The organism is Hydrosulfovibrio ferrireducens, from assembly GCF_046883345.1.
Classification (GTDB): Bacteria; Desulfobacterota; Desulfobulbia; order Desulfobulbales; family Desulfurivibrionaceae; genus Thiovibrio; species Thiovibrio ferrireducens.
In genome coordinates this window covers 261255-283006 of record NZ_JALKCW010000025.1, presented here as the reverse complement: position 1 = coordinate 283006, position 21752 = coordinate 261255, and the positions used below count along the sequence as shown (strand labels likewise).

18 protein-coding genes and 1 pseudogene are annotated in these 21752 nt (G+C 61.0%); 14 read left to right on the top strand and 5 right to left on the bottom strand.

Features of this window, described 5'->3' with window-relative positions; genetic code table 11:
• The first annotated feature begins 11 nt into the window (after nt 1-11).
• Entirely contained in the window at nt 12-722 is a 711-nt protein-coding gene (locus MWR57_RS13515; protein WP_423125350.1) for a TerC family protein, read from the top strand.
• A gap of 4 nt (nt 723-726) precedes the next feature.
• Nucleotides 727-1947, top strand: coding sequence for an MFS transporter (locus MWR57_RS13510; RefSeq protein WP_423125349.1), 1221 nt, complete (start codon nt 727-729; stop codon nt 1945-1947).
• Here the strand turns inward: MWR57_RS13510 and MWR57_RS13505 are convergent.
• Nucleotides 1910-2737, bottom strand: coding sequence for an amidohydrolase family protein (locus MWR57_RS13505; RefSeq protein WP_423125348.1), 828 nt, complete (start codon nt 2735-2737; stop codon nt 1910-1912). The genes MWR57_RS13510 and MWR57_RS13505 overlap by 38 nt on opposite strands.
• A gap of 221 nt (nt 2738-2958) precedes the next feature.
• Here MWR57_RS13505 and MWR57_RS13500 point away from each other — a divergent pair, with 221 nt between their 5' ends.
• The 10 genes and pseudogenes from MWR57_RS13500 (at nt 2959) to MWR57_RS13455 (ending at nt 18484) form a co-directional block, all read left to right on the top strand.
• Nucleotides 2959-3375 carry a secondary thiamine-phosphate synthase enzyme YjbQ gene (locus tag MWR57_RS13500; RefSeq protein ID WP_423125347.1) on the top strand — a complete coding sequence of 139 codons (417 nt, stop codon included), beginning with the start codon at nt 2959-2961 and terminating at the stop codon, nt 3373-3375.
• A gap of 81 nt (nt 3376-3456) precedes the next feature.
• Nucleotides 3457-3549: pseudogene (locus tag MWR57_RS13495) on the top strand (hypothetical protein); the annotation flags it as partial.
• A gap of 38 nt (nt 3550-3587) precedes the next feature.
• Nucleotides 3588-3974 (top strand): hypothetical protein, encoded by a 387-nt coding sequence (locus tag MWR57_RS13490; RefSeq protein WP_423125531.1) that lies wholly within the window; start codon nt 3588-3590, stop codon nt 3972-3974.
• A 266-nt stretch (nt 3975-4240) separates the two neighbouring features.
• Nucleotides 4241-10867, top strand: a complete 6627-nt coding sequence (locus tag MWR57_RS13485; protein WP_423125346.1) for a YDG domain-containing protein — start codon at nt 4241-4243, stop codon at nt 10865-10867.
• 17 nt (nt 10868-10884) lie between these two features.
• Nucleotides 10885-12570 (top strand): ShlB/FhaC/HecB family hemolysin secretion/activation protein, encoded by a 1686-nt coding sequence (locus tag MWR57_RS13480; RefSeq protein WP_423125345.1) that lies wholly within the window; start codon nt 10885-10887, stop codon nt 12568-12570.
• Nucleotides 12571-12755: 185 nt separating this feature from the next.
• Entirely contained in the window at nt 12756-15350 is a 2595-nt protein-coding gene (hrpB, locus tag MWR57_RS13475; protein ID WP_423125344.1) for an ATP-dependent helicase HrpB, read from the top strand.
• A 373-nt stretch (nt 15351-15723) separates the two neighbouring features.
• Complete coding sequence (locus MWR57_RS13470) at nt 15724-16353, top strand: bifunctional 4-hydroxy-2-oxoglutarate aldolase/2-dehydro-3-deoxy-phosphogluconate aldolase (RefSeq protein WP_423125343.1); 630 nt, start codon at nt 15724-15726, stop codon at nt 16351-16353.
• Between the two features lie 49 nt (nt 16354-16402).
• Entirely contained in the window at nt 16403-17353 is a 951-nt protein-coding gene (locus MWR57_RS13465; protein WP_423125342.1) for an aldolase catalytic domain-containing protein, read from the top strand.
• A gap of 118 nt (nt 17354-17471) precedes the next feature.
• Nucleotides 17472-17945 (top strand): hypothetical protein, encoded by a 474-nt coding sequence (locus MWR57_RS13460; RefSeq protein ID WP_423125341.1) that lies wholly within the window; start codon nt 17472-17474, stop codon nt 17943-17945.
• A 23-nt stretch (nt 17946-17968) separates the two neighbouring features.
• Entirely contained in the window at nt 17969-18484 is a 516-nt protein-coding gene (locus MWR57_RS13455; RefSeq protein ID WP_423125340.1) for an O-acetyl-ADP-ribose deacetylase, read from the top strand.
• On the opposite strand, the gene MWR57_RS13450 is transcribed toward MWR57_RS13455, so the two are convergent.
• The 4 genes from MWR57_RS13450 to MWR57_RS13435 form a co-directional block, all read right to left on the bottom strand.
• A complete protein-coding gene (locus MWR57_RS13450) occupies nt 18481-18708 on the bottom strand; it encodes an RNA-binding S4 domain-containing protein (RefSeq protein ID WP_423125339.1) in 228 nt (75 codons plus the stop codon). The two genes, MWR57_RS13455 and MWR57_RS13450, sit on opposite strands and share 4 nt — an antisense overlap.
• Before the next feature lie 17 nt (nt 18709-18725).
• Complete coding sequence (locus tag MWR57_RS13445; protein ID WP_423125526.1) at nt 18726-19043, bottom strand: cupin domain-containing protein; 318 nt, start codon at nt 19041-19043, stop codon at nt 18726-18728.
• 172 nt (nt 19044-19215) lie between these two features.
• Nucleotides 19216-19680 (bottom strand): bactofilin family protein, encoded by a 465-nt coding sequence (locus MWR57_RS13440; protein ID WP_423125338.1) that lies wholly within the window; start codon nt 19678-19680, stop codon nt 19216-19218.
• A 62-nt stretch (nt 19681-19742) separates the two neighbouring features.
• On the bottom strand, nt 19743-20633 hold the full coding sequence (locus MWR57_RS13435) for a M23 family metallopeptidase (protein ID WP_423125337.1): 891 nt from the start codon (nt 20631-20633) through the stop codon (nt 19743-19745).
• Nucleotides 20634-20944: 311 nt separating this feature from the next.
• Here MWR57_RS13435 and MWR57_RS13430 point away from each other — a divergent pair, with 311 nt between their 5' ends.
• Both MWR57_RS13430 and MWR57_RS13425 read left to right on the top strand, forming a co-directional pair.
• Complete coding sequence (locus MWR57_RS13430) at nt 20945-21484, top strand: Smr/MutS family protein (protein WP_423125336.1); 540 nt, start codon at nt 20945-20947, stop codon at nt 21482-21484.
• Nucleotides 21485-21508: 24 nt separating this feature from the next.
• The gene (locus MWR57_RS13425; protein ID WP_423125335.1) at nt 21509-21727 is read left to right on the top strand and encodes a hypothetical protein; all 219 of its coding nucleotides are present in this window, start codon (nt 21509-21511) and stop codon (nt 21725-21727) included.
• Nucleotides 21728-21752 lie beyond the last annotated feature (25 nt).

The window sequence follows — 21752 nt, the reverse complement described above, 5'->3', positions numbered from 1 at the left end:
AGGTTGCACACATGGGAGACGCATTGGCGCTACTCGCCCTGTTGGTTGGGCTGGAACTGGTTCTCGGAGTAGACAACATCCTGGTCATCTCGATCTTTGTCGGCCGCTTGCCCGCGGAAAAACGCGACTCCGCCCGGTTGGCCGGGCTCGCCTTTGCCCTGATCGCCCGGATCGGCATGCTGGTCGCCCTGCTCGGCCTGGCCAACCTCACCAACACCGTGCTGCTGGATTTTTCCGTCCGGGATCTGATTCTGATCGCAGGCGGGCTCTTTCTGCTCTTCAAGGCGGTGAAGGAGATCCACCACACGGTGGAGGCCAAGGATGAAACGGGCGGGCCGGGCATGGTCATGGGCGGCTTTGGTGCGATCATCAGCCAGATCGTCCTTTTAGACATCGTTTTTTCCATCGACTCGGTGATCACCGCCATCGGCCTGACCAATCAGATCTGGATCATCATCAGCTCGGTCATTGTCTCCTTCGTGGCCATCCTCTTTTTTGCCCGGCCCATCGGCGAGTTCATCCTCCAGCATCCGGCCATCAAGATCCTCGCCCTCTCCTTTTTGATCACCATCGGGGTGACCATCTTCATGGAAGGGCTGCACAAGCACGTGCCCAAGGGCTATATCTATCTGCCCATGGGATTTGCCCTCCTGGTCGAGATCCTGCAGATGCGCTACGATCACAACCGCAAAAAGATCCTTACCGCCGGGCAGACATCCTAAGGGCATGACAACGGAGCGGAAAACCATCCATTACGGCTGGCACATCGTCTGGACCGGAACCTTCTGCATCTTCGCCTGCCTCGGTCTGGGCCGCTTCGCCTTGGGCATGATCCTGCCGGCCATGGGCCAGTCGCTGCATCTTTCCTACAGTCAGATGGGATTGGTCGGCACCGTGAACTTCGCGGGCTACCTGGTGGCGGTTCTGTTCTGCGGCGCCCTGGTCGACCGGATCGGCTCCCGGCGCCTCATCGTCATGGCCCTTGCCGCCATCGGCATCACCATGATTCTCATCGGCCGCAGCACTTCCTTTGGCATGATCCTTCTCTGCTACACCATCACCGGCATGGGCAGCGGCGCGGCCAATGTGCCGATGATGGGCCTTATTTCCCAATGGTTCGCAAAAAGCCACCGGGGCAGGGCCACCGGCTTTGTCGTGATCGGCAGCGGCTTTGCCATCCTGCTTTCCGGCAGGCTGGTGCCGTTTTTGAATCGTTTGGGCGGAGCGGAGGGGTGGCGGTTGAGCTGGCAGGTGCTGGGCGGGATCATCCTGCTGGTGGCGGGGCTCTGCCTGCTGATGCTGCGCAACACCCCGCAGGAGAAAAACCTGCACCCCTTGGGTGAAACCGGGCATGAGGCGGAGGAGAGACTGAGCGGAGCAGAGACCACCGTCCGCTTGCGGGACATCGTCCAACTGGGGGGGCTCTACTTTTTGTTCGGCTACACCTACGTGATCTACGCGACCTTCATCGTTACCTCCCTGATCCAGGAACACGGGTTCTCGGAAACGGAGGCGGGCAGTTTCTGGTCCCTGGTCGGGGGGTTGAGCCTGCTTTCCGGCCCGGTCTTCGGCGCCCTTTCCGACCGGATCGGCCGCAAATACACACTGGCCATGGTCTTCGCCATCCAGACCGCGGCCTACCTCCTGGTTTCCCGCCCGCTGGCCACGCCGTTTCTCTACCTGTCCATCGGCTGCTTCGGGGTGGTGGCCTGGTCGATTCCCTCGATCATGGCGGCCCTGGCCGGCGATTACGCCGGTCCGCGCAAGGCGGCCAGAATCTTCGGGCTGATCACCTTCATTTTTGCCCTGGGCCAGATCGCAGGCCCGGCAGTGGCCGGGTTGCTGGCCGAAAAAAGCCTCGGTTTTGGCAGCAGCTTTTTCATGGCCGCCTGCTTCACCGCTGTCGGCGTTATTCTTGCCCTGACCCTGAGGGCTCCGGCCAAGTAGTTTTCAGGAGCCTGGCCGCGTTTCCTCCCCTGATCTTTGCCTCCCTCTCCGCGCCAAGCCCTAGGGCGGCAAGCTGCGCCAGCACTTCCTGCTGCCCGGCCCAGGGCGAATCGCTGCCAAACAGCAGATATTCCTCCGGATGGGCCAGGGCCATATTCCTGGCCCGGTCCGGAGGCAACAGATGCAGGGCGTAGGAAAGATCAAGATACACCTCCCTGCCGATCAGCAGCTCCTCCACCTCGTCCCAGAGATCCCAGGCCCCGAAATGGGTGGCGACAAATTTCAGCGCCTCCACCCGCTCCACCACGGCCACGATCTTTATGGGATCGGCGATCCGCTCCCTGGGAAAACCGATGTCAAAGCCGGTGTGCATCACCAGGATCAACCCCTCGGCCGCGATCCTTTCATAGAGCGGCCACATCCGCTCCTCATCCAAGGCAAAATTCTGGTAGTAGGGGTGCATCTTGATCCCCGCAAACCCCGCCGCCCGGATGGCGCTGATCTGGGCCAGGGCATCGGCTGCCTCGGGATGGAAGGAGGGAAAAGGGATGATCCGGGCGGAGCGGATAGCTTGCGACCAGGAGAGAATCGAGGCAAACTGTTCGGGTCGGGTGGCGATGGAACAGATGACGCTTTTCTCGATGCCGGCTTGGTCCATGCTGGCGAGAAGCGAATCGAGCCGCCCGTCGAGGCAGGCCGTGACCTGGCCCGCCTCTTCCAAGGCCGGAATGGCCCGGGCCGCCACCTGATCCGGAAAAATGTGGGTGTGGAAATCGATGATCTGGGTCATGGAGAGGCCCCTGTTTGGCTGTGGTATGTTGGCGAAATTGCCGATTGTACCACGCCGGCATTTTCTTGCCACCCCCTGCCCTGCCCTGGCATATATTTTCAATATTGACAGATTGCCGGGGAAAATGCCATGCTCCGGGGAGAGTTTTCCCCCGCAATCCCGGCGTGAATGACCACCGGCAACCTCAAACCCCTCTTTTCCGAAAATATCAGGATTCCCCCATGAAAAGCTTTCGCAAGGAACTTCTCTTCAATGTCCCGGGCCGCCGCGCCTTTATCAATATCACCCCTCAGGTCGCGGAATGCCTGCGGGAATCGGGAATCAAGGAAGGGCTGGCCCTGGTCAACGCCATGCACATCACCGCTTCGGTCTTCATCAACGACGATGAACCGGGATTGCACCACGACTACGAGGTCTGGCTCGAAAAGCTTGCCCCGCACGAGCCTGTTTCCCAGTACCGCCATAACGGCTACGAAGACAATGGTGACGCCCATCTGAAGCGGCAGATCATGGGCCGCGAGGTTGTGGTGGCCGTAACCGGCGGCGCCCTCGACTTCGGCCCCTGGGAGCAGATTTTTTACGGCGAGTTCGATGGCGGCCGCCCCAAACGGGTGCTGGTAAAAATCATCGGCGCATAGGCACCTCACTTGCCCAAAAGAGCGCTTACCATCCCCAACCTCTTGAGCATCCTGCGGATCCTCCTTGCCCCCCTGCTTCTGGTGGCGGCGGCAACGGATCTCCCCGGCCCTTTTCTTTTCCTCTTCCTCCTCTCCCTTGTAAGCGACGCCCTGGACGGCTTTCTGGCCCGGCGCCTGAACCAGGTTTCCGAGTTGGGCGCCCAACTCGACAGTTGGGCGCCCAACTCGACAGTTGGGGCGACCTTGCCACCTATCTTGCCGCACCGGTCGGGGCGTGGCTGCTTTGGCCGACGCTTATCCGGAGGGAGCAGATCTTTATCCTCCTCGGCCTGGGCGGCTTTCTCCTCCCGATCCTGCTGGGTTTTTGCAAATTCCGCCGCCTCACCAGCTACCATACGAGGGCGGCACGATTCGCCGCAGTCCTTCTGGGCATTGCCGCCCCGCTGCTCCTGGTTGGCGGCCCTGCTTACCCCTTCCGCTTCGCCATAATCCTCTTCCTGCTGGCCGAACTGGAAGAGGTGGCGATCACCCTGCGCCTGAAACACTGGCAGGCGAATATCCCGAGCTTTTGGCACTGTTGCCGGCGGCCGCCCGAGTAACCAACCGAAGGGGATTGCCATGGCGCGCCCCCAAATCACTTCCCCGGGAAAACGGTGATCTATATCTGGTGCCTCTATGATTGGGCAAACTCCTCCTTGGTACTCACCTTTGTTTATTTATGCCACCGACTTTACCCAGAAGATGACACACCTCTTCCAGAATCGATCTAAAATTAATGTAACCACAGGGACTATTCATGATAAAATAGGTTTTAAGGAGAAGAGAAAGGCCACGGGAAAATAATTCCGAAAATGGAACAAAAACCATGGGCCGCATCTATTTCTTGAGGTGGAACACATGGCAGGGCGCACCTGCCCGCGTAGCAACACATACCCCCAGCAAACGAACAGGGGGGCTGTTGCGCCACCTTGCCCTGGCGCTGGCTTTCCCTGCCTGCGCCCTCGCCCTGCCCGACGGAGGGCAGATCAGCGCCGGCAGCGGTAATATCGGCCAGAACGGCACCACCCTCACGGTTACCCAAACCAGTCCCAAACTCGCCATCAACTGGCAAGGCTTCAACATCGGTCAAAGCGAGACCGTCCATTTCAATCAGCCCGGCAGTAGCGCCATCGCCCTCAACCGGGTGCTCGGCCAAGCCCCCAGCCAAATCCTCGGCAACCTCCGCGCCAACGGCCAAGTCTTCGTCTTGAATCCCAACGGCGTCTTGTTCGGCAGCACCGCCCAAGTGAATGTAGGCGGCCTGGTCGCCTCCAGCCTGAGCCTGAACGATGCCGATTTCCTGGCAGGTAGCTATACCTTCCGCACTAGCGGTGCGGCGGGATCAGTGGTCAACCAAGGCGCGCTCACCGCCGCGAATAGCGGCTACCTCGCCCTGCTCGCACCCGAAGCGCGCAACGAAGGGGTGATCAGCGCCACCCTCGGCACCGCCTTGCTCGCCGCGGGCGATACCGTGACGCTCCATCTCCACAACGGCTCGCTGCTTTCCTACACCATTGATCACGGCACGTTGAACGCCTTGGCCGAGAACAAACACCTCATTCGCGCCGATGGCGGCCAAGTCATCCTCTCTGCCCAGGCAGCCGGCCTCCTCACCCGCTCGGTGGTCAACAACACCGGCATCATCGAAGCACACACCATCCAGAACCAGGGCGGGGTCATCACCCTGTTGGGCGATAGGCAAGGTGGCCAGGTGAACGTCAGCGGCACGCTCGATGCCTCCGGCCGCAACATCGGCGAAACCGGCGGCACCGTCAAAGTGCTGGGCGACCACGTCGCGCTGTTAGACTCCGCGCGCCTCGACGTCTCCGGCGCTTCCGGCGGCGGCACCGCGCTGGTCGGCGGCAACTTTCAGGGCAAGGGCCCGGAGCCAAACGCCACCTCCACCTTTTTCGCGCCGGGTGCGCAGCTCAACGGTGACGCCCTGACCAACGGCAACGGCGGCAAGGTGATCCTGTGGGCCGATGATACCATGCGTGCCTTCGGCTCGATTTCCGCCCGAGGCGGCGCCCAGAGCGGCGACGGCGGTTTCGTCGAAGTTTCCGGCAAGCAGTCGCTGGGGTTTGCCGCTGTTGTCGATACGAGCGCGCCCTACGGCAGAACAGGCTCGCTGCTGCTCGACCCGGCTTACGCGATCATCAGCTCCAATCCAGACGGGACGGTGGGAGACACTCAAACGATCAATGCAACCTCGTTGGTAACCAACCTCAACAGCACCGATATCACGGTGCTGGCCGACACCAAGGTGACGGTGGATGCCGCCGTTAACGCCAGCGCCAACGCCAACGCCCACAATTTGGCGCTCGACACGCCCACCATCGATCTCAACGCGGCGATCACGCTCAAAACCGGGGGGATTCTTTCGGGAACAGCGAGCACGGTCAACGTCAACAGCCCCACCGCCAGCATCCAAAACGGGTTGGATGTGGCCGCAAGCGGCGGCACCGTCAACGTGCTGGCTGGGACTTACAATGAATCCCCGACCATCGCCAAATCGGTCACCCTTCAAGGCGACACGTCCGGCAGCCGGCCCTTGCTTGAATTGCCCAGCGGCACGGCGGGCACGTTGACCATCAGGGCCAGCAACGTGACCGTTCAAGGTCTGCAAATCAACAAAGATGACCAGGACTCGGATACCGCTTTGATAACGATTCCGCGGGGCGGGAGCGCGCCAAACTATACCATTGCCTATTCGGACATCGGGCTGAACAATCTCCTCTTCACCAAGGGCCGCCGTGCCGCCTTCATCACCGGCCAAAACATCACCGTTGAAAACAGCACTTTTAGCAACCAACTCAGGGACGCACTCTACTTTGATGCCGTGGCCGGGACCACCACCATCACGGACAACCAATTCAGTGGCGCAGCCGACTCCAAGAAAGCCATTGTCATCGAGGGACTTACGGGAATCCCGAGCAGCAGCGGCACCGTGAACATTTCCGGAAACACCCTCAACGGCAAGGCCAATTTTTTCGTCTATAACTCCTGGGGCGACCCCGCCAACCAGATCAGCCTCAACCTAACCAACAACACGATCATCAGTTCCAGCAGCAACGGCATCGCGATCTACGATCCCCGCGAGTACGATCCGTTGTTTGACCCGGCCAACTTCGCCAAAATCGCTTCGGTGGTGGTGACCGGCAATGACCTGTCCGGGGTAGCGGCCGGACAATATGGCGTTGTCGGCATCAGCGACACGGACTACCCCGTGGCCGTGAATGCCTCCGGCAACTGGTGGGGAACCGCCAACCCCGCTACCGCCGCCGCCCAAATGACAGGACCGGTTGATTTCACCCCGATGCTGGCGTCCGGCACCGATACAAATGCGGGTGCGCCCGGATTTCAGGGTGACTTCTCGACGTTGATCGTCCATACCGTCGGGCAGCAATCGGGCGCGACCGGCCGTATCCAGGAGGGCGTAAATCTGGTCAATGCCGCCGGCATGGTGGAGGTTCTCGCCGGCACCTACCCGGAGGCAGTCGATATCTCCACCAACAACGTGACGCTGAAACTCGACGGCAACACAACGATCAATTCGCTGGCGGACACAGCAGCTTCCACGTTCGTCAATCTGCAGAGCTTCGCGTTGACGACCGGAGATACCACAAGCACACAGTACGATGGCGCAATCAGCGGCACAGGCAGCCTGACGAAACAGGGTAGCGGGACATTCACACTCTCCGGCAGCAACACCTATAGCGGCAACACGACGATCAGCGGCGGTACCCTCTCGATCAGCGCGGACAACAATCTGGGGGCGGCGCCTGGTGGGCCGACCCCGGGTTCCCTGACCTTGAACAACGGCACGCTGCAAACCACGGCCAGTGTCACACTGGATGCAAACCGCGGCATTGCCTTGACGGGAGCCGGGATTTTCGACACCGACGCACCCTCTGACACGCTCATTTTCGGGGTTATCGCCGGTGCCGGTACGCTGACCAAGACCGGCACAGGCTTACTGACACTGGCTGGCGTAAACACCTACACCGGCGCGACATCGATCAATGGAGGCAAGCTGCTCATCGGAAATGACACCGGACTGGGAACAGCACCAGGCACGGCGACGCCGGGACATTTGACCTTTAATGGCGGCACGCTGCAAATGTATAATTTTCCCCCTCTCACCGTTGCCTTAAATGCGAACCGAGGCATTGCTCTGATGGCGGGAGGGGGAGAGATCGAAATCGGATCGGGGAACACGACGACCTATGCCGGAATCATCTCGGGCAGCGGGACATTCAGCAAAGGTTTGGATGGCACGCTGGAACTCTCCGGGACCAACAGCTACACGGGCCTGACCACGGTGAGTGCCGGCACGTTGCGGCTTACCGGCGGCGCGGCGATCGCGGATACCGGCGCGGTGGATCTGAACACCTCCGGGGCGGTGTTGCGGCTGTTGGCCAACGAGACCATCGGCTCGCTGACGGGTATTGCGGGAACGAGCGTGATCTTTGAGAATAATTCCACGTTGACCACGGGGGATGCAGGCAACACAACCTTTGCTGGGGTGATGAGCGGCGCGGGGGGCAATCTGAGCAAGCAGGGGGCAGGGACCTTCACCCTCTCAGGGCTGAATACCTATACCGGGCTCACCACGGTGAATCAGGGGACCCTGGCCTACGGGATTACCGACGCCCTGGACGCAGGACCGGTGACCGTGGACGGCGGCACGCTGAATATTGGCGCCTTCTCGGACACGGTGGCCGCGGTCACCCTGGCCAGCGGCAGCATCACCGGGACGACCGGGGTGCTGACCGGCACGAGCTACACTGTACAGAGCGGCACGGTCAGCGCCATTCTCGGAGGGACGGCGGCGCTGACCAAGACCACGGCCGGCACGGTGACGCTCAGCGGGGCAAACACCTATGGCGGGACGACGACGGTGAACGCGGGCACGCTGGTCGCTGCCAACGCTACCGCGCTTGGCGCAACAGCGGGCAGCACCACGGTGGCGAACGGGGCAACCCTGGAAATTGCCAATGTCGCCATGGGTGACGAAGCCGTGACCTTGAACGGTACGGGCATGGGTGGTGCCGGAGCGTTGACCGGCTCCGGCACGGCGTCGCTTTCTGGACCTGTCACCCTTGCCACCGCCAGCGCCCTGGGCGCGGCGGCCGGAAATGCGCTGACGCTCAGCAACACGATCGAAGGCGCCGGCGCGCTTGATGTTCTGGGGGGCGGCACCGTCACCCTGGGCGGAACCGTGGGAAACAACACGGCCCTTGCCTCGTTCAGCACCGCCGCCGGGACTGCCTTGGCGGTTAACGGCGGCTTGGTCCGCACCACCGGCGCGCAGACCTATGGCGGCGCCACCACCTTTGGCGGCGCGACAACCCTGCGCACGACAGCGGGGGGGACTGTCAGCGCGCCCGGCGCCATAACCGCGACCGCCGGGATGCTCACCCTCGACACGGGCGCGGGCGACGCGACCTTCACCGACAGCGGCAACGATTTCAGCACGGTTGCGGCAACCAGCGGCAGAAACATCTCCCTGGTCGACGCAAACAGTCTCACCCTGGCGGGCATTGCCGCCACCGGCCTGGTGGATGCGCGCACCCAAACCGGCGACCTGACCTTAAACAACGCCATCGTAACGACCAGCACCAGCGCCAATGCGGTCACTCTGGTCGCGGATGTCGCTGCCACACCAAACGCCACGGGCAGCGGCGGCAACTTCAAAAATCCCGGTTCATCCGCCATTACCACCGGCGATGGCGGCGCCTGGCGCATCTATACCGGCAACCCAACCGGCACCAGTCGCGGCGGACTGGCCGAAGCGGGTAAACGCTACAACATTGATGATGGCAGCGATCCGCTTGCCTCGGGGAATCGACTCTACTTCCGCATTCAACCGACCCTGACCCTGACCGCCGAGAATAAGACCAAGACATACGGCGATGCGAATCCCGCCTTCACCTACAGTTACGCAGGCCTGATCGAAAGCGATTCGGTCGCTGCCGCCATCAGTAGCGGGCCCAGCTACACCGTCGGCGGCACCACCTCCACCTCCGGACAGTTAACCGCGGACACTCTTCACAATATCACCCCGAGCGCAGCAACCGCCACCAGCCTCGGCTATTCCTTGGCCTATGCCAACGGCGCACTTACGGTGAACCAGAAAGCCCTGACCATCTCCGCAACCGGCGTAAACAAGGTGTATGACGGTGGCTTAGGGGCGATTGTCACCTACGCAGACAACCGCGTGACAGGCGATCTTCTCACCATCGGCGGCACAGCCGCCTATCTCGACAAAGACGTCGGCGTCGGCAAAACCGTGGATGTAAGCGACATCACTCTGGGCAACATGGATGCAGGCAACTACACCTTCAACACCACCGCCACGACCATTGCCGATATTACCCGCGCAAACCTCGCAATCGCCGGGATTACCGCAGCGAACAAAGTATACGACGGCACCACCACCGCCACCTTGGGCGGCGCGGCCACGGTCAGCGCTTTGGGCGGCGACGCCGTTTCCTTGGGCGGCAGCGGCAGCGGTGTTTTCACCGACAAAAATGTTGCTCTCGGCAAAACCGTCATTGTCAGTGGCTACAGCATCAGCGGCGCGGATGCCGGTAACTACACCCTGCTGCAACCGACCGGCGTGACCGCCGACATCACCGCCCGCCCTCTGACCGTCACCGCAACGGGGGTGGCCAAGGTGTATGACGGCACCACAGCGGCGATTGTCACCTACGCAGACAACCGCATAACCGGTGACCTTCTGACTATCAACGGCACAGCCGTCTATCTCGATAAAAACGTCGGCACCGGCAAGAGTGTGAACGCAAGCAACATCGCCCTAGACAATGCGGATGCAGGCAACTACACCGTCAACCCCACCGCCGCGACCACCGCCGATATCACCCCCCGCGCCCTGGTGGTTGCCGCAAATGATGCAACTAAATTTTATACCGGTATTTCCTTCATGGGCGGCAATGGGGTGACTTACACCGGCTTCGCCAACGGCGAAACCGCCGCCGTGCTCGGCGGCGCCCTGGCGTATGGTGGCACCTCCCAAGGCGCAATCAACCCGGGCACCTACCTGATCACCCCACTGGGATTGACCTCTGGCAACTATAGCATCAGATACACAGATGGCGTATTGACGGTGAAGCCGGCGCCGGCAGCGGGAGGAATGCTGGCCGCTATTGCCGAGGCAGTGGTTGCCTTGCCCGGTGAGGAGGCTAACCTGCTTACCGCGTTCAATGCGGCAAGGATGGCAGCGATAGCACCAGTTGCTCCTGTCTTCGTTCCCGCAAGTATCCCCGACGTTTTCGAACCCCACAGCACCGGCGTCAGCATTGAAAACAATCACACCGTCGAGCAGGTTGGCAGTCTTACCCTGGTGAACGGCGGAGTCAAATTGCCTGTCGGCACGAAGAGTTCCCCAGGGGAAAAGGAAAAGCCCGATGCCAAGACCAGCGGCGAGTAATTAAAAAGGACAGCTCTGTGAACATCCGACACACCCAACACTGCACGCTGTCCGCCCTGACCTTGATCTTCTTGGCGACCCTGTCCGCCCATGCGGCCCCGGCTGCCCCGGACGCCGGGCAGACGATCCGCGAGTTGCAAAAACAACCCGAGTTGAACGCACCGAAGACAACACCTCCCTTGCAGCTTGAAGAGAATATAACGCGCAGAGACTCAGCCCAGGGCGATGTGCGCATCGTGGTAAGCGGTATCCGTGTTTCCGGCAGCAACACCTTTGCCGCGGCTGAACTGGAAGCCCTGGTCGCCGACCTGATCGGCGGCGAGCACACCCTTGCCGAGCTCTATCAAGGGGCGGCACGGATCACCGCCTACTACCGGGAACGTGGCTATATCATCGCGCGGGCCTATCTGCCGGCCCAGGAGATTCAAGACGGCGTGGTGGTGATCGCCGTGGTGGAGGGTCGCATCGGCGAGCAGCAAATCAACAATCAATCGCGACTGTCCGATGCCCGGGCAAACGGCTATTTGCGTGAAATCAAGAGCGGGGAGGCGCTGCGGGCCGCACCGGTGGAGCGCGCCCTGCTATTGTTGAACGATACGCCCGGAGTGGGCTTCACCCGCGCCACGCTGCAACCCGGCGCCAGCGTCGGGACATCCGACCTTGTCGTGGAGATCGACCCTTCCGCGCCCTATTTCGCCAGGGTCGCAGCGGACAACTTCGGCAATCGTTATACCGGAGAAAACCGCGTGGATGGCGCGCTGGCCCTGAACAGCCCGCTGAAAATGGGTGATCAGTTCACCGTCCGCGCCCTGGCCAGCGACCAAGATCAGACCTATGCCCGCGTCGCCTATCAGGTTCCGGCAGGCAGCAGCGGGTTACGCCTGGGTGCGGCGTATTTCAATACCCGCTATCGTCTGGGCAAGGAATTCGCCCCATTGCAAGCACACGGCACGGCTACCGGGACCAGCCTGTTCGCGGTGTATCCATTCATCCGCAGCCAGGGAAGCAATCTCTCCGGCACCTTGACTTTAGAAGACAAAAAACTCGACGACTTCACCGATGCGCCGGTTACCGCAGCCGCCCAACACATTCGCCTCGCCAGCCTTGGCCTGGCCGGCAATTATCACGACCTGCTGGGAGGGGGTGGGGTTACTTCCTGTGATCTTGCGCTGGTCGCGGGCCACTTGGGCATGGATACCGAATCGCAGGCAGCCGACGAACTCTCTGCCCGCCGCAATGGGGGATTCACCCGATTGGCCTATAATGTCACGCGATTGCAACGATTGACCGATCGTGATGCGTTGTCCGTTTCGCTCTCAGGTCAGTGGGCCGGCAAGAACCTCACCTCTTCCGAGAAATTCTTTTTGGGCGGGGCCTACGGCGTGCGGGCGTATCCGCAAGGGGAAGCCGAAGGCGACCAAGGCTGGTTGACGACCCTGGAACTGCGCCATCGCTTTCTGCCCGATCTCCAGGGTGTGGTCTTCTACGATGCGGGATCGGTGCGGATAAACCACGATCCTTTCCTTGCCGGGGAAAACACCCGCACCATCTCCGGCGCCGGGGTGGGGGCGAATGCCAATTTTCTTGGTTTGCAGATCAATGCCTATGTGGCCTGGCGCATACATGGCGGCCAGCCCAACTCGGAGCCCATCAGCTTGAATCGCAATCCGAGATTATGGGTGCAGGCGAGTTGGGCACTCTAACAGGATGTTGAAAAAAGCCGTCCTGGCTTTTTTCAAGCACGATCCATCCCTGGATCGCACGCAGGGCAGCGAAAAACGAGTTTTTCAACACCCTGCCCAGCATGGGAAGAGCAGAGCTACTTATTGACCATAGCCCCCCTCTTTGGTAGCATCGCGCATGGCTCGAATGTCGCGGGTTATAGTAAATGGGATCCGCCCCAATCACCTGCGCGGCAACGGCAATTACGTATGGTGTCCCAATAAGCACCCTCCCCATCCACGAAATCATCCCCACGCTGCGGACGCAGCTCGCCAGCCGCGAGGCGGTGGTGCTCAGCGCTCCCCCAGGTTCGGGCAAGACCACGGTGGCACCCCTGGCCCTGCTGGGTGAACCCTGGCTAGCGGGAAAAAACATCCTGATGCTCGAACCGCGCCGCCTGGCCGCCCGGCTGGCCGCCGGTTTCATGGCCCGGCAGATGGGGGAGGAGGTCGGGAAGACCGTGGGCTACCGGGTCCGTTTTGAGGCAAAGGTCTCGCCGGCAACCAAGGTAGAGGTGGTTACCGAAGGGGTGCTCACCCGGAGGATGCAGGACGATCCCGAGCTGGCCGGGGTGGGGCTGGTGATCTTCGACGAGTTCCACGAGCGCAGCCTGCAGGCAGATCTGGCCCTGGCCCTCTGCCTCGATGTGATGACCGGGTTGCGCGACGACCTCAAGCTCCTGGTCATGTCCGCCACCCTGGACACCGAGGCGGTCAGCCGATTGCTGAATAACGCCCCGGTGGTTTTGGGCACGGGCCGGAGCTATCCCGTGGGCGTGGAATACTGCCCGGGTGCACCGCCTGCGCAGCCCCAGCCCCGCGAAATCGCCAAACAGGTGGCCGCGGCCATCCACAAGGGGCTGACCGAGCAGCCGGGCGATATTCTGGCCTTTCTCCCCGGCGCGGCGGAAATCCGGCATACCCAGGCGCTGCTGACCGCCGGACTGCCTCCAGGGGAAATCGCCATCCATCCCCTGTACGGCGACCTGAGCCTAACGGCCCAGACCGCTGCGGTGCAGCCGGACCCGAAGGGACGACGACGCATCATCCTGGCCACCCCCATTGCCGAAACCAGCGTCACCATCGAGGGCATCCACACCGTGGTGGACAGCGGCTGGAAACGGAGCCCGCAATTCGACCCCAACAGCGGCTTGAGCCGGTTGACCACCCAACGCATCTCGCACGCCTCGGCCACCCAGCGGGCCGGGCGTGCCGGACGCCGCGGCCCGGGGCACTGCTATCGGCTGTGGAGCATGGGCGAGGACCACGGCCTCAAGCCCTTCGACCCGCCGGAGATCATGAGCGCCGACCTGAGCCAAATGGTTCTGGATCTGGCCCGCTGGGGGGTGCATAAACCTGACGGACTGCGCTGGCTCGACCCGCCGCCGGCAGGGCATTTCGCCCAGGCGCAGTCGGTGCTGCTCACCCTCGGCGCCCTGGACCGCCAGGGACACATCACCCCGCTTGGCAAAAAAATGGCCGAGCTCCCCACCCATCCGCGCCTGGGCCATATGCTGCTTGGGGCTGCCAAGCACAACGCGACCGATTTGGCTTGCGACTTGGCCGCCCTGCTCTCGGAACGGGACATCATCAAGGGGCGGGAGCGTTCGGCGGACATCGAAGACCGCATCCACGCCCTGGCCGCCTTCCGCACCGATGGCCCGGCCGCGGCCAGAGCCCTTGAGGCGGACACCGATGGATGCCGCCGGGTGGCGCAGACCAGCAGACAGCTTCGGGAACATCTGCCCAAACCCGCCAGACCCAAAGGCAATGACAAGGCAGCGCCGGCGGCGAACGCGGGCGAACTCCTTGCCCTGGCCTTCCCGGACCGGATCGGTCAGCGAAGGAACGAGGGGAGGGGGCAATACAAACTCACTTCCGGCCGGGGAGCGGTTCTCCCTGCGCATGACCGCCTCGCCGGCCAGGAATATCTGGCCGTGGCCGAACTGGACGCGGGCCGGATCGAAGGGAGAATCTTTCTCGCCGCCCCCCTTGCCAGGGAGGCTATCACCTCCCTTTTTGATGCCAGGCTGCAACGGGAGGAAAAGGTTTTCTGGGAAGAACAAAGCGGCACGGTCAAGGGGCAGCGCCTCCTGCGCCTGGACGAACTTGTCCTGGAGACCGCCCCTCTGGCAAAGCCTTCCGCCGAAGCGGTGCTGACCGCCCTCTTGTCCGGCATCCGCACCCTCGGGCTTGGAGCCCTGCCTTGGAACGACAAGGCACGGGAGCTGCAGGCCCGCATCATCTGCATGCAAGGCTGGCAGCCGGAGGCGGGCTGGCCGGAGGTTTCCGATGCCAGCCTGCTCGAAACCCTTGAGCAATGGCTGGCGCCCTACCTCACCGGAATGCGAAGCGCCGAACATCTCAAAAAACTCGACCTCTTCGCCATCTTGGCCGCCAAGCTCGACTGGCAACAGCAGAGCCGATTGGAACGAGAGGCCCCCACCCACCTCACGGTGCCCAGCGGCTCCAAGGTCCGGCTGCGCTACACCCCCGGCGAGCCGCCGGTGCTGGCGGTGCGCCTCCAGGAGATGTTCGGCTTGGCAGATACCCCAAGAGTCTGCAACAATACGGTGCCGGTGCTGCTCCATCTCCTCTCCCCGGCCCAACGCCCCATGCAGATCACCCAGGATCTGCGCGGCTTCTGGGAAGGAGCCTACCATGAGGTGAAAAAAGAGCTCCGAGGCCGCTATCCTAAGCACCACTGGCCGGACGATCCCTGGCAGGCCCAACCCACCAGCCGGATCAAGCCCCGAAAATAGACGAAGTTTGAGGGAAGCAAACTCCGTGCGCTTCGAGCCCTGCATGGTACAATAATCCCGCGAAAAAAATCTGCTAACCTGAGCAATCTCAGTAAAGCCCTTTGTTTTCATATGCAGTCAAAATCCCATTGTCACGCAGCCGAGCACCGGAGAGGCTGCCGAAAAAGGGCTTTGCACTGTTTGAGGCGTTAGCCGAGTTTGCAAAGCCCCGGCAGCATCGAGGAGCACAGGGCATCCCGCCTACGGCGGGACAAGTGGCGGGGGTGCCCTTTCTTTGGTTCGTTTCTTTGGGCAAGCAAAGAAATGAACAGGAGAATCACGCATATTCCTCCTGTTGCTAAGATTGTTGAGTAATCACAGAAAGGAGCAACCCATGGAATTAAAAGTTCCGGTCATCGGCATACTGCGGGGAGTGGAAGGTGATTTCTTCGGCGAGGTCATGCAGATCTCCTTTGCCGCCGGGCTCACGGCCATGGAAGTCACCATGAACACGCCCGGCGCCGAGAAGATAGTTGCCGAATACCGTCCTGCCGTGCCCGATGGCAAGCTGCTGGGCATGGGCACCATCCGTAATCTCGAAGAAGCCAGGCGGGGTGTGGGTGCCGGGGCCATGTTTCTCGTCACCCCCAATCTGGATACGAGAGTGATCGAATATGCCAAGGCGGAAGGCATCCCCATTGTCGCCGGAGCCCTGACTCCCACCGAGGTCTACGCCGCCTGGTCCGCCGGCGCCGATCTGATCAAGGTCTTCCCCTGCGGCGCCATGGGCGGCCCCCAGTATATCAAAGACCTCCTCGGCCCCTTCGATCACCTCCGCCTCGTTGCGGTGGGCGGGGTGAGCCTGGCCAATCTTGCGGAATATTTCGGGGCGGGCGCTGCGGCAGTCGGGGTTTCCACCAGCCTCTTCGGCGCCAAGGCGTTGCGGGAGAAGAACCTCGACCAGATCGGGCACAACGTAAAAAATTTCATTGCACATTGCCGCCCGGCAAAAGATCGGGTATGATCCCTTCCTTTACTTGCTAAAATAGCGTCTTTTTCAAGGAGACTTCCCCATGTTCAGACCGGAAATCAAGGTTATCGACTGTACTGTCCGCGACGGCGGCTTGATGAACAAATGGCAGTTTGACGACACCTTTGTCAAACAGGTGTACCATGCCCTGGCCGACGCCGGGGTCGATTACATGGAGATCGGCTACCTCAGCTCCGAATCCGCCTTTGACCGCAAAGAAGTCGGCCCCTGGCGCTTTTGCGGGGAAAAGGATCTGCAACGCATCATCGGGGATTCGGAAAAGAAGATCAAACTCTCGGCCATGGCGGATATCGGCAGGATCGACTACGACGATATCCCGGTGCGCTCGGAAGGCTCCCTGGACATGATCCGGGTGGCTTGCTATGTTCACCAGATCGACAAGGCCGCAGCCCTGGCGCACCATTGCATGGACAAAGGCTACGAGACCACGATCAATCTGATGGCGGTTTCCACCGTGGGCCCGCGCGATCTGGAAGAGGGGCTCAACGACCTGGCCAAGTGCCGGGTTCCCATCATCTATCTGGTGGACAGCTTCGGCGCCTTCTACCAGGAGGACATCGAGGTGCTGGCCAAGATGTACATGGAGCGGATGCCGGAAAAAACCATCGGCATCCATGCCCACAACAACCAGCAACTGGCCTTTGCCAACACCATCTCCTCCATCATCTGCGGGATCAATTACCTGGACGCCACCCTGTACGGCATCGGCCGCGGCGCGGGCAACTGCCCCCTGGAGCTGCTGCTTTCCTTCCTGAAAAACCCCAAGTTCCAGGTTCGCCCCCTGATCAAGGTGATCGAGGAGCAGATCCTGCCCTGGCGGGAAAAGATCGACTGGGGCTATTTCATCCCCTACATGGTTTCCGGGGTTCTCAACCAGCACCCCAGAGCGGCCATGGCCTGCATGGAATCAGACAAGAAAAACGAAGTGACCGAGTTCTATGATCAGATGACCAGCGCCGCCGCAGGCATCTGAGTTTTCCCCAGCGCAGGCAATAAAAAAGGCAGATCCCTTCGCGGGATCTGCCTTTTTTATTGCCACCCTTCCCCCTCTTTCGGCATATAATTGAGAAAAGAAACAAGAGGAGGATGCCATGCGTACACATTTTCCCAAGCTCATCGCCTTGTTGGCGCTACTCCTGGTCGTTGCCGCCTGCGGCCGGCCCACCTTTATTTTCCAGGAGGATCTCCGCATCAACGAGGCCCTGGAATCGTATCATCCCTTGCCGGGGTATACCTACTACTACAGCGGCCCGGAAAATTTTCCCCTGGCCATCCTGGGCATCAGGCCGGAGTTCCGCCTGAACAGGGAGTTTTGGATCCCGGTGGACCTGACGGAAAAGAAGCTGCAAGGCTGGATGGAGATCATCGACAACCCCCATCGCAACCTGCAAACCAGGTATCACGGCAAGGTGATCCGCACCCCGGAGGGGGAGGAGATCGGCATCTGGTATTCGCCCCAGGAATGGAGCACGGTGAAGATGGGAGCGGATCGGGAGGTTACCATCTATTCCCCGTTCAACACCCTGTATCACACAGTCACCGGCAACGAAGGCGGTTTCCCCTGAACTTCCGACGAAAAGAGCCAACCATGCCACGCAGCGGAATCCAACTGACGGAAGAGGATATCACCGGGATCAAGGCGGATGCCATCGTGAATGCGGCCAACAATTCCCTGCTCGGCGGCGGCGGGGTAGACGGCGCCATCCACCGGGCTGCCGGGCCTGGGCTGCTGGCGGAATGCCGAGCCCTGGGCGGCTGTCCGACTGGGGAGGCGCGGATCACCAAGGGCTACAACCTGCCTGCCGCCTGGGTCATCCACACGGTGGGACCGGTCTGGCACGGCGGAAGCCAAGGGGAACCAGAACTGCTGGCCCGCTGTTACCGAAATTGTTTTGCCCTTGCCCGCGAATATGGCCTGAAAACCATCGCCTTTCCCGCGATCAGCACCGGGGTCTACGGCTATCCCAAGGAAGAGGCGGCCCGCATTGCCGTGCGGGAGGCACGGCGAGCCCTGGCAGAAAACGCACATCTCGCCGACATCCTCTTTGTCTGCTTTAACAGCGCAACACGCCTGGCTTACGAGAAGGGTTTGGCTAAAACCTAAGCGCCCGCCTTCACGACAACCTCCAAGACCTCCCCGCCAAACTCCACCAGATCTCCGGGCACAAGCTGCCGCCCGCGCCTGGTTTCCACCTCGCCGTTGACCTTTGCCTCGCCCTCCTGGATCCGCAGCTTGGCCTCGCCGCCGGTATCAACCACCCCGGCCAGTTTGAGAAACTGCCCCAGCCGAATAACCTCGTCGCGCACTGCCACCTGCTGCCTGTCCATACTCTCTGTTCCTTTCCTTAAAACGGCGGGGCGATGGTCACCAGAATCCGCAGATCGGTGTGCGCCCGGACGCCATGGGGCTCGTTGATGTCGCAGAGCAGCAAATCGCCTGCCTGCGCCGGAATGGCCTGGTCATCCTTGCCGAGGAATTCCCCTGTTCCCTCCAGCACCTGGATGGAAAGCTGGCCCTCCGTATCATGGGAATGCACCGGGAAAACCTGGCCGGCACTGAGGTTGAAATTCAGGATTCGAAACCAGGGCGAATCGTGCATCAATACCTTTTTCATGCTCCGGCTGTCAAAAATCCTGGTCTCGGCAAGACTCTTTTTTTCCATCATCGCGGCACCTCCTGTGGGCAGCTTACCTGCATTATCTTGCTCCCATCATACCACGAGCAGAACCCTCTTCTCCTTGACCTGAATCAAAAACCTCGCGATGCATCACAAAAAAAAACCGCCATCCGGGATTCGCATGGCGGCAAACAGAACTATGACCCAGTGCTGCTGATTACTTGGCGGCAATCCCCTTTTTCTTGACCGGGGCTTGGGCAGCGGCTTCCTTCATCCGCACATCCCAATCCTCTTCCGTAGCAGACGAACCGGGCACCAGCCGCAGCTCCTGGCTCCGGGATTTGATTTCCCCGTTGAGCACGGCGCCGGACTCCACCGCCAGGTCCATGGTTTCGACCTTGCCTTCGATAAAGCCGCTTTTCACCACATAGAGCTTTTGGACATTGACCGTGCCCTCAACCCGTCCCGAACAGACAAAGGTGGAGACAACCACGTCACCGGAGATGGTCCCGCTTTCCCCGAGAATGAGATATTCCCCGCGGATGTTTCCCTCGGCCTTGCCGTCGAGCCGCAGCTTGCCCTTGAACGAGATATCACCGGCCAGTTGCATGTCCGCACCGATGACGCTGGTGATCGTCTCCGGCTTTGCCTCTCCGATGCCCTGCCTGCTAAAAAATCCCATACCGATCACCTGTCGCGGATTTCCTGAAGAATTTCACTCCGGACGCAACGCCCGGAGCCGCATCATTTGGCCATTGCCGCGGCCTGCTTCGTCTGCAAGGCGGCGGCGCGGGAAGGCACCTGGATAAACTTGACCGGATCGATCAACTTGTCCCGGTATTTTATTTCATAATGCAGATGGGCCCCGGTGCTTCTCCCCGAGTTGCCCACCAGTCCGAGGCCCTGCCCTCTGGTCACGGCCTCGCCGGTCTTGACAAACCCCTTCTGCAAGTGGAAATAGCTGGTCTGGAATCTGTTGCCGTGATCCACGACGATAAAGTTGCCGTGCCCGTTGTCATAACCGCTGGCGACAACAACGCCGCCCGCCGGGGCAATGATCTTGGCGCCGGGATTATTTCTGATGTCAACCCCGCTGTGGAAGGCGGGTTGCCCGTTGATGGGATCGAGCCGTCCGCCGAACTGGGAGGTAATGGTTCCCCGGACCGGCGCGCCCAAAGGCACGGACTGGATGGTATCCACATAATGGTCCACCCTCAGGGTCAGGCCTTCGTAGGAATCCTGAGGCTGCCGGGTGAAAGGTCCGCCCGCGCCTTTCGCGCTTTCGTGCACTTCGAGATTCACCCCCACCGAAGCGAGGATCGATTCGATAACCCGGCTCTTGTGTTTCAGGTCGGTCAGGGCGGCGTTCAACAGGGCCTGCTGCTCTTGCTCCTGCTTGGCAGTCCGCGCCTGCAGGCTGGCGTTCGAGGCGACGGTGACGTCCAGCTCCTTTTGCACTTGCGCAAGCTGCTTGCGCAACACGATATTTTCCCCGGAGGAAAACCAACCGAACCCGCTGCCGAACAGGAAAAAACAACAGAGACCCAGCACAACCTTGACGGTCTGTCTGGAAAGGGCAAACGAACGGATTTCTCCCCGTTCGCCGGTCACAATACAATGTATCTGTTTATCCATGCGGCAGAGGCCCTCTCTGGTTTGCGGTCCGGCGGTCAAACCTTACCCGCACCCACGGCAACCGGCCCGGGCGCGAAAACTATCTCCTCGAAAAAGGAGGGAAATTTACTACGGCTTGGGAAGAGAGTACCAGGAATGGGAATGGCAAACCAGATTTTTTTTGGCCCTTTGCGCAGGGGGATCCGCAACCCTTTGCAGTCCCTGCCTTTGGCCGGGTATTTTTTGTCTCTTGTCTCTTCTCCTGAAAAACGCTATGCATATTTTTAGATACGCAACACTTTCTTCTTCCCCTCTTTCCTTTGCCGAGATCGATGCGCAAACCAAACCGCTCCCCACGGCAGGCAGAGCCCGCCGTCAGGGGCTCGAAAAAAAAGACCGGGAAACAGCCCATCCGCAAATTGACGGCCAGCGAGGACCTGGGCGTTCTTTTTTGCCAAGGCCAGGAAAACGACCTCCCGCACAGCTTCGCCAGCGCCCTGGCGAGCGGGATTCCCGCCGCAACCCTTACCGAAATCCTCACGGAAAAAGAGGAACTGCCAACCCCTGCCCAAGCGCTGCAAGCAACGATACAAAGCTCTCCCCCGCCCCAGGAGAGGCTCGATCTCCATGGCTGCACCGGTTCCGAGGCGGAAATAAAAACGGAAAATTTCCTGGCCCGAGCCCGGCGCAATCATCTGCAAACCGTCCTGGTTATAACCGGCAAGGGGCTCCACTCGCCGGAAGGCTCGGTGCTCAAGGACGTCATCGAGGCCAGGCTGAAGATCATGAAAAGCAACGGAACAATCCTCGCCTATCTCTGGGAAAAAAAGGACCGGGACAAAAGCGGGGCCCTGCTCGTCTACCTGCCTTGAATTGCAACCACAAGGATTATTGCCATGCCCCTCCATCAGGTCGCTGTTTTTAACCCCTTCCCCTTTGTCGTCGGCCAGAGGATTCACATTGCCGGGGGTCCGCGCAGCGGCGACTGGCAGGTGATCGGCCTGGGCGAACGCAAAGTCCAGCTCCGGTGCCCGGTTTCCGGCCGGGAGGTGGAGTGGGACCGCTTCTGTTATCTTGCCGAAAACCGCGAACAGGAATGGCCCATGCCGCGCTGACATTTCAAGCCATAGTCCCCTTGAC

Bases quoted from the DNA above. Each gene is read 5' to 3' on its own strand.
- MWR57_RS13515 (WP_423125350.1), top strand. From the start codon at position 12: ATGGGAGACGCATTGGCGCTACTCGCCCTGTTGGTTGGGCTGGAACTG.
- MWR57_RS13510 (WP_423125349.1), top strand. From the start codon at position 727: ATGACAACGGAGCGGAAAACCATCCATTACGGCTGGCACATCGTCTGG.
- MWR57_RS13505 (WP_423125348.1), bottom strand. From the start codon at position 2,737: ATGACCCAGATCATCGATTTCCACACCCACATTTTTCCGGATCAGGTG.
- MWR57_RS13500 (WP_423125347.1), top strand. From the start codon at position 2,959: ATGAAAAGCTTTCGCAAGGAACTTCTCTTCAATGTCCCGGGCCGCCGC.
- MWR57_RS13485 (WP_423125346.1), top strand. From the start codon at position 4,241: ATGGGCCGCATCTATTTCTTGAGGTGGAACACATGGCAGGGCGCACCT.
- hrpB (WP_423125344.1), top strand. From the start codon at position 12,756: ATGGGATCCGCCCCAATCACCTGCGCGGCAACGGCAATTACGTATGGT.
- MWR57_RS13470 (WP_423125343.1), top strand. From the start codon at position 15,724: ATGGAATTAAAAGTTCCGGTCATCGGCATACTGCGGGGAGTGGAAGGT.
- MWR57_RS13465 (WP_423125342.1), top strand. From the start codon at position 16,403: ATGTTCAGACCGGAAATCAAGGTTATCGACTGTACTGTCCGCGACGGC.
- MWR57_RS13460 (WP_423125341.1), top strand. From the start codon at position 17,472: ATGCGTACACATTTTCCCAAGCTCATCGCCTTGTTGGCGCTACTCCTG.
- MWR57_RS13455 (WP_423125340.1), top strand. From the start codon at position 17,969: ATGCCACGCAGCGGAATCCAACTGACGGAAGAGGATATCACCGGGATC.
- MWR57_RS13450 (WP_423125339.1), bottom strand. From the start codon at position 18,708: ATGGACAGGCAGCAGGTGGCAGTGCGCGACGAGGTTATTCGGCTGGGG.
- MWR57_RS13445 (WP_423125526.1), bottom strand. From the start codon at position 19,043: ATGGAAAAAAAGAGTCTTGCCGAGACCAGGATTTTTGACAGCCGGAGC.
- MWR57_RS13440 (WP_423125338.1), bottom strand. From the start codon at position 19,680: ATGGGATTTTTTAGCAGGCAGGGCATCGGAGAGGCAAAGCCGGAGACG.
- MWR57_RS13435 (WP_423125337.1), bottom strand. From the start codon at position 20,633: ATGGATAAACAGATACATTGTATTGTGACCGGCGAACGGGGAGAAATC.
- MWR57_RS13430 (WP_423125336.1), top strand. From the start codon at position 20,945: ATGCGCAAACCAAACCGCTCCCCACGGCAGGCAGAGCCCGCCGTCAGG.
- MWR57_RS13425 (WP_423125335.1), top strand. From the start codon at position 21,509: ATGCCCCTCCATCAGGTCGCTGTTTTTAACCCCTTCCCCTTTGTCGTC.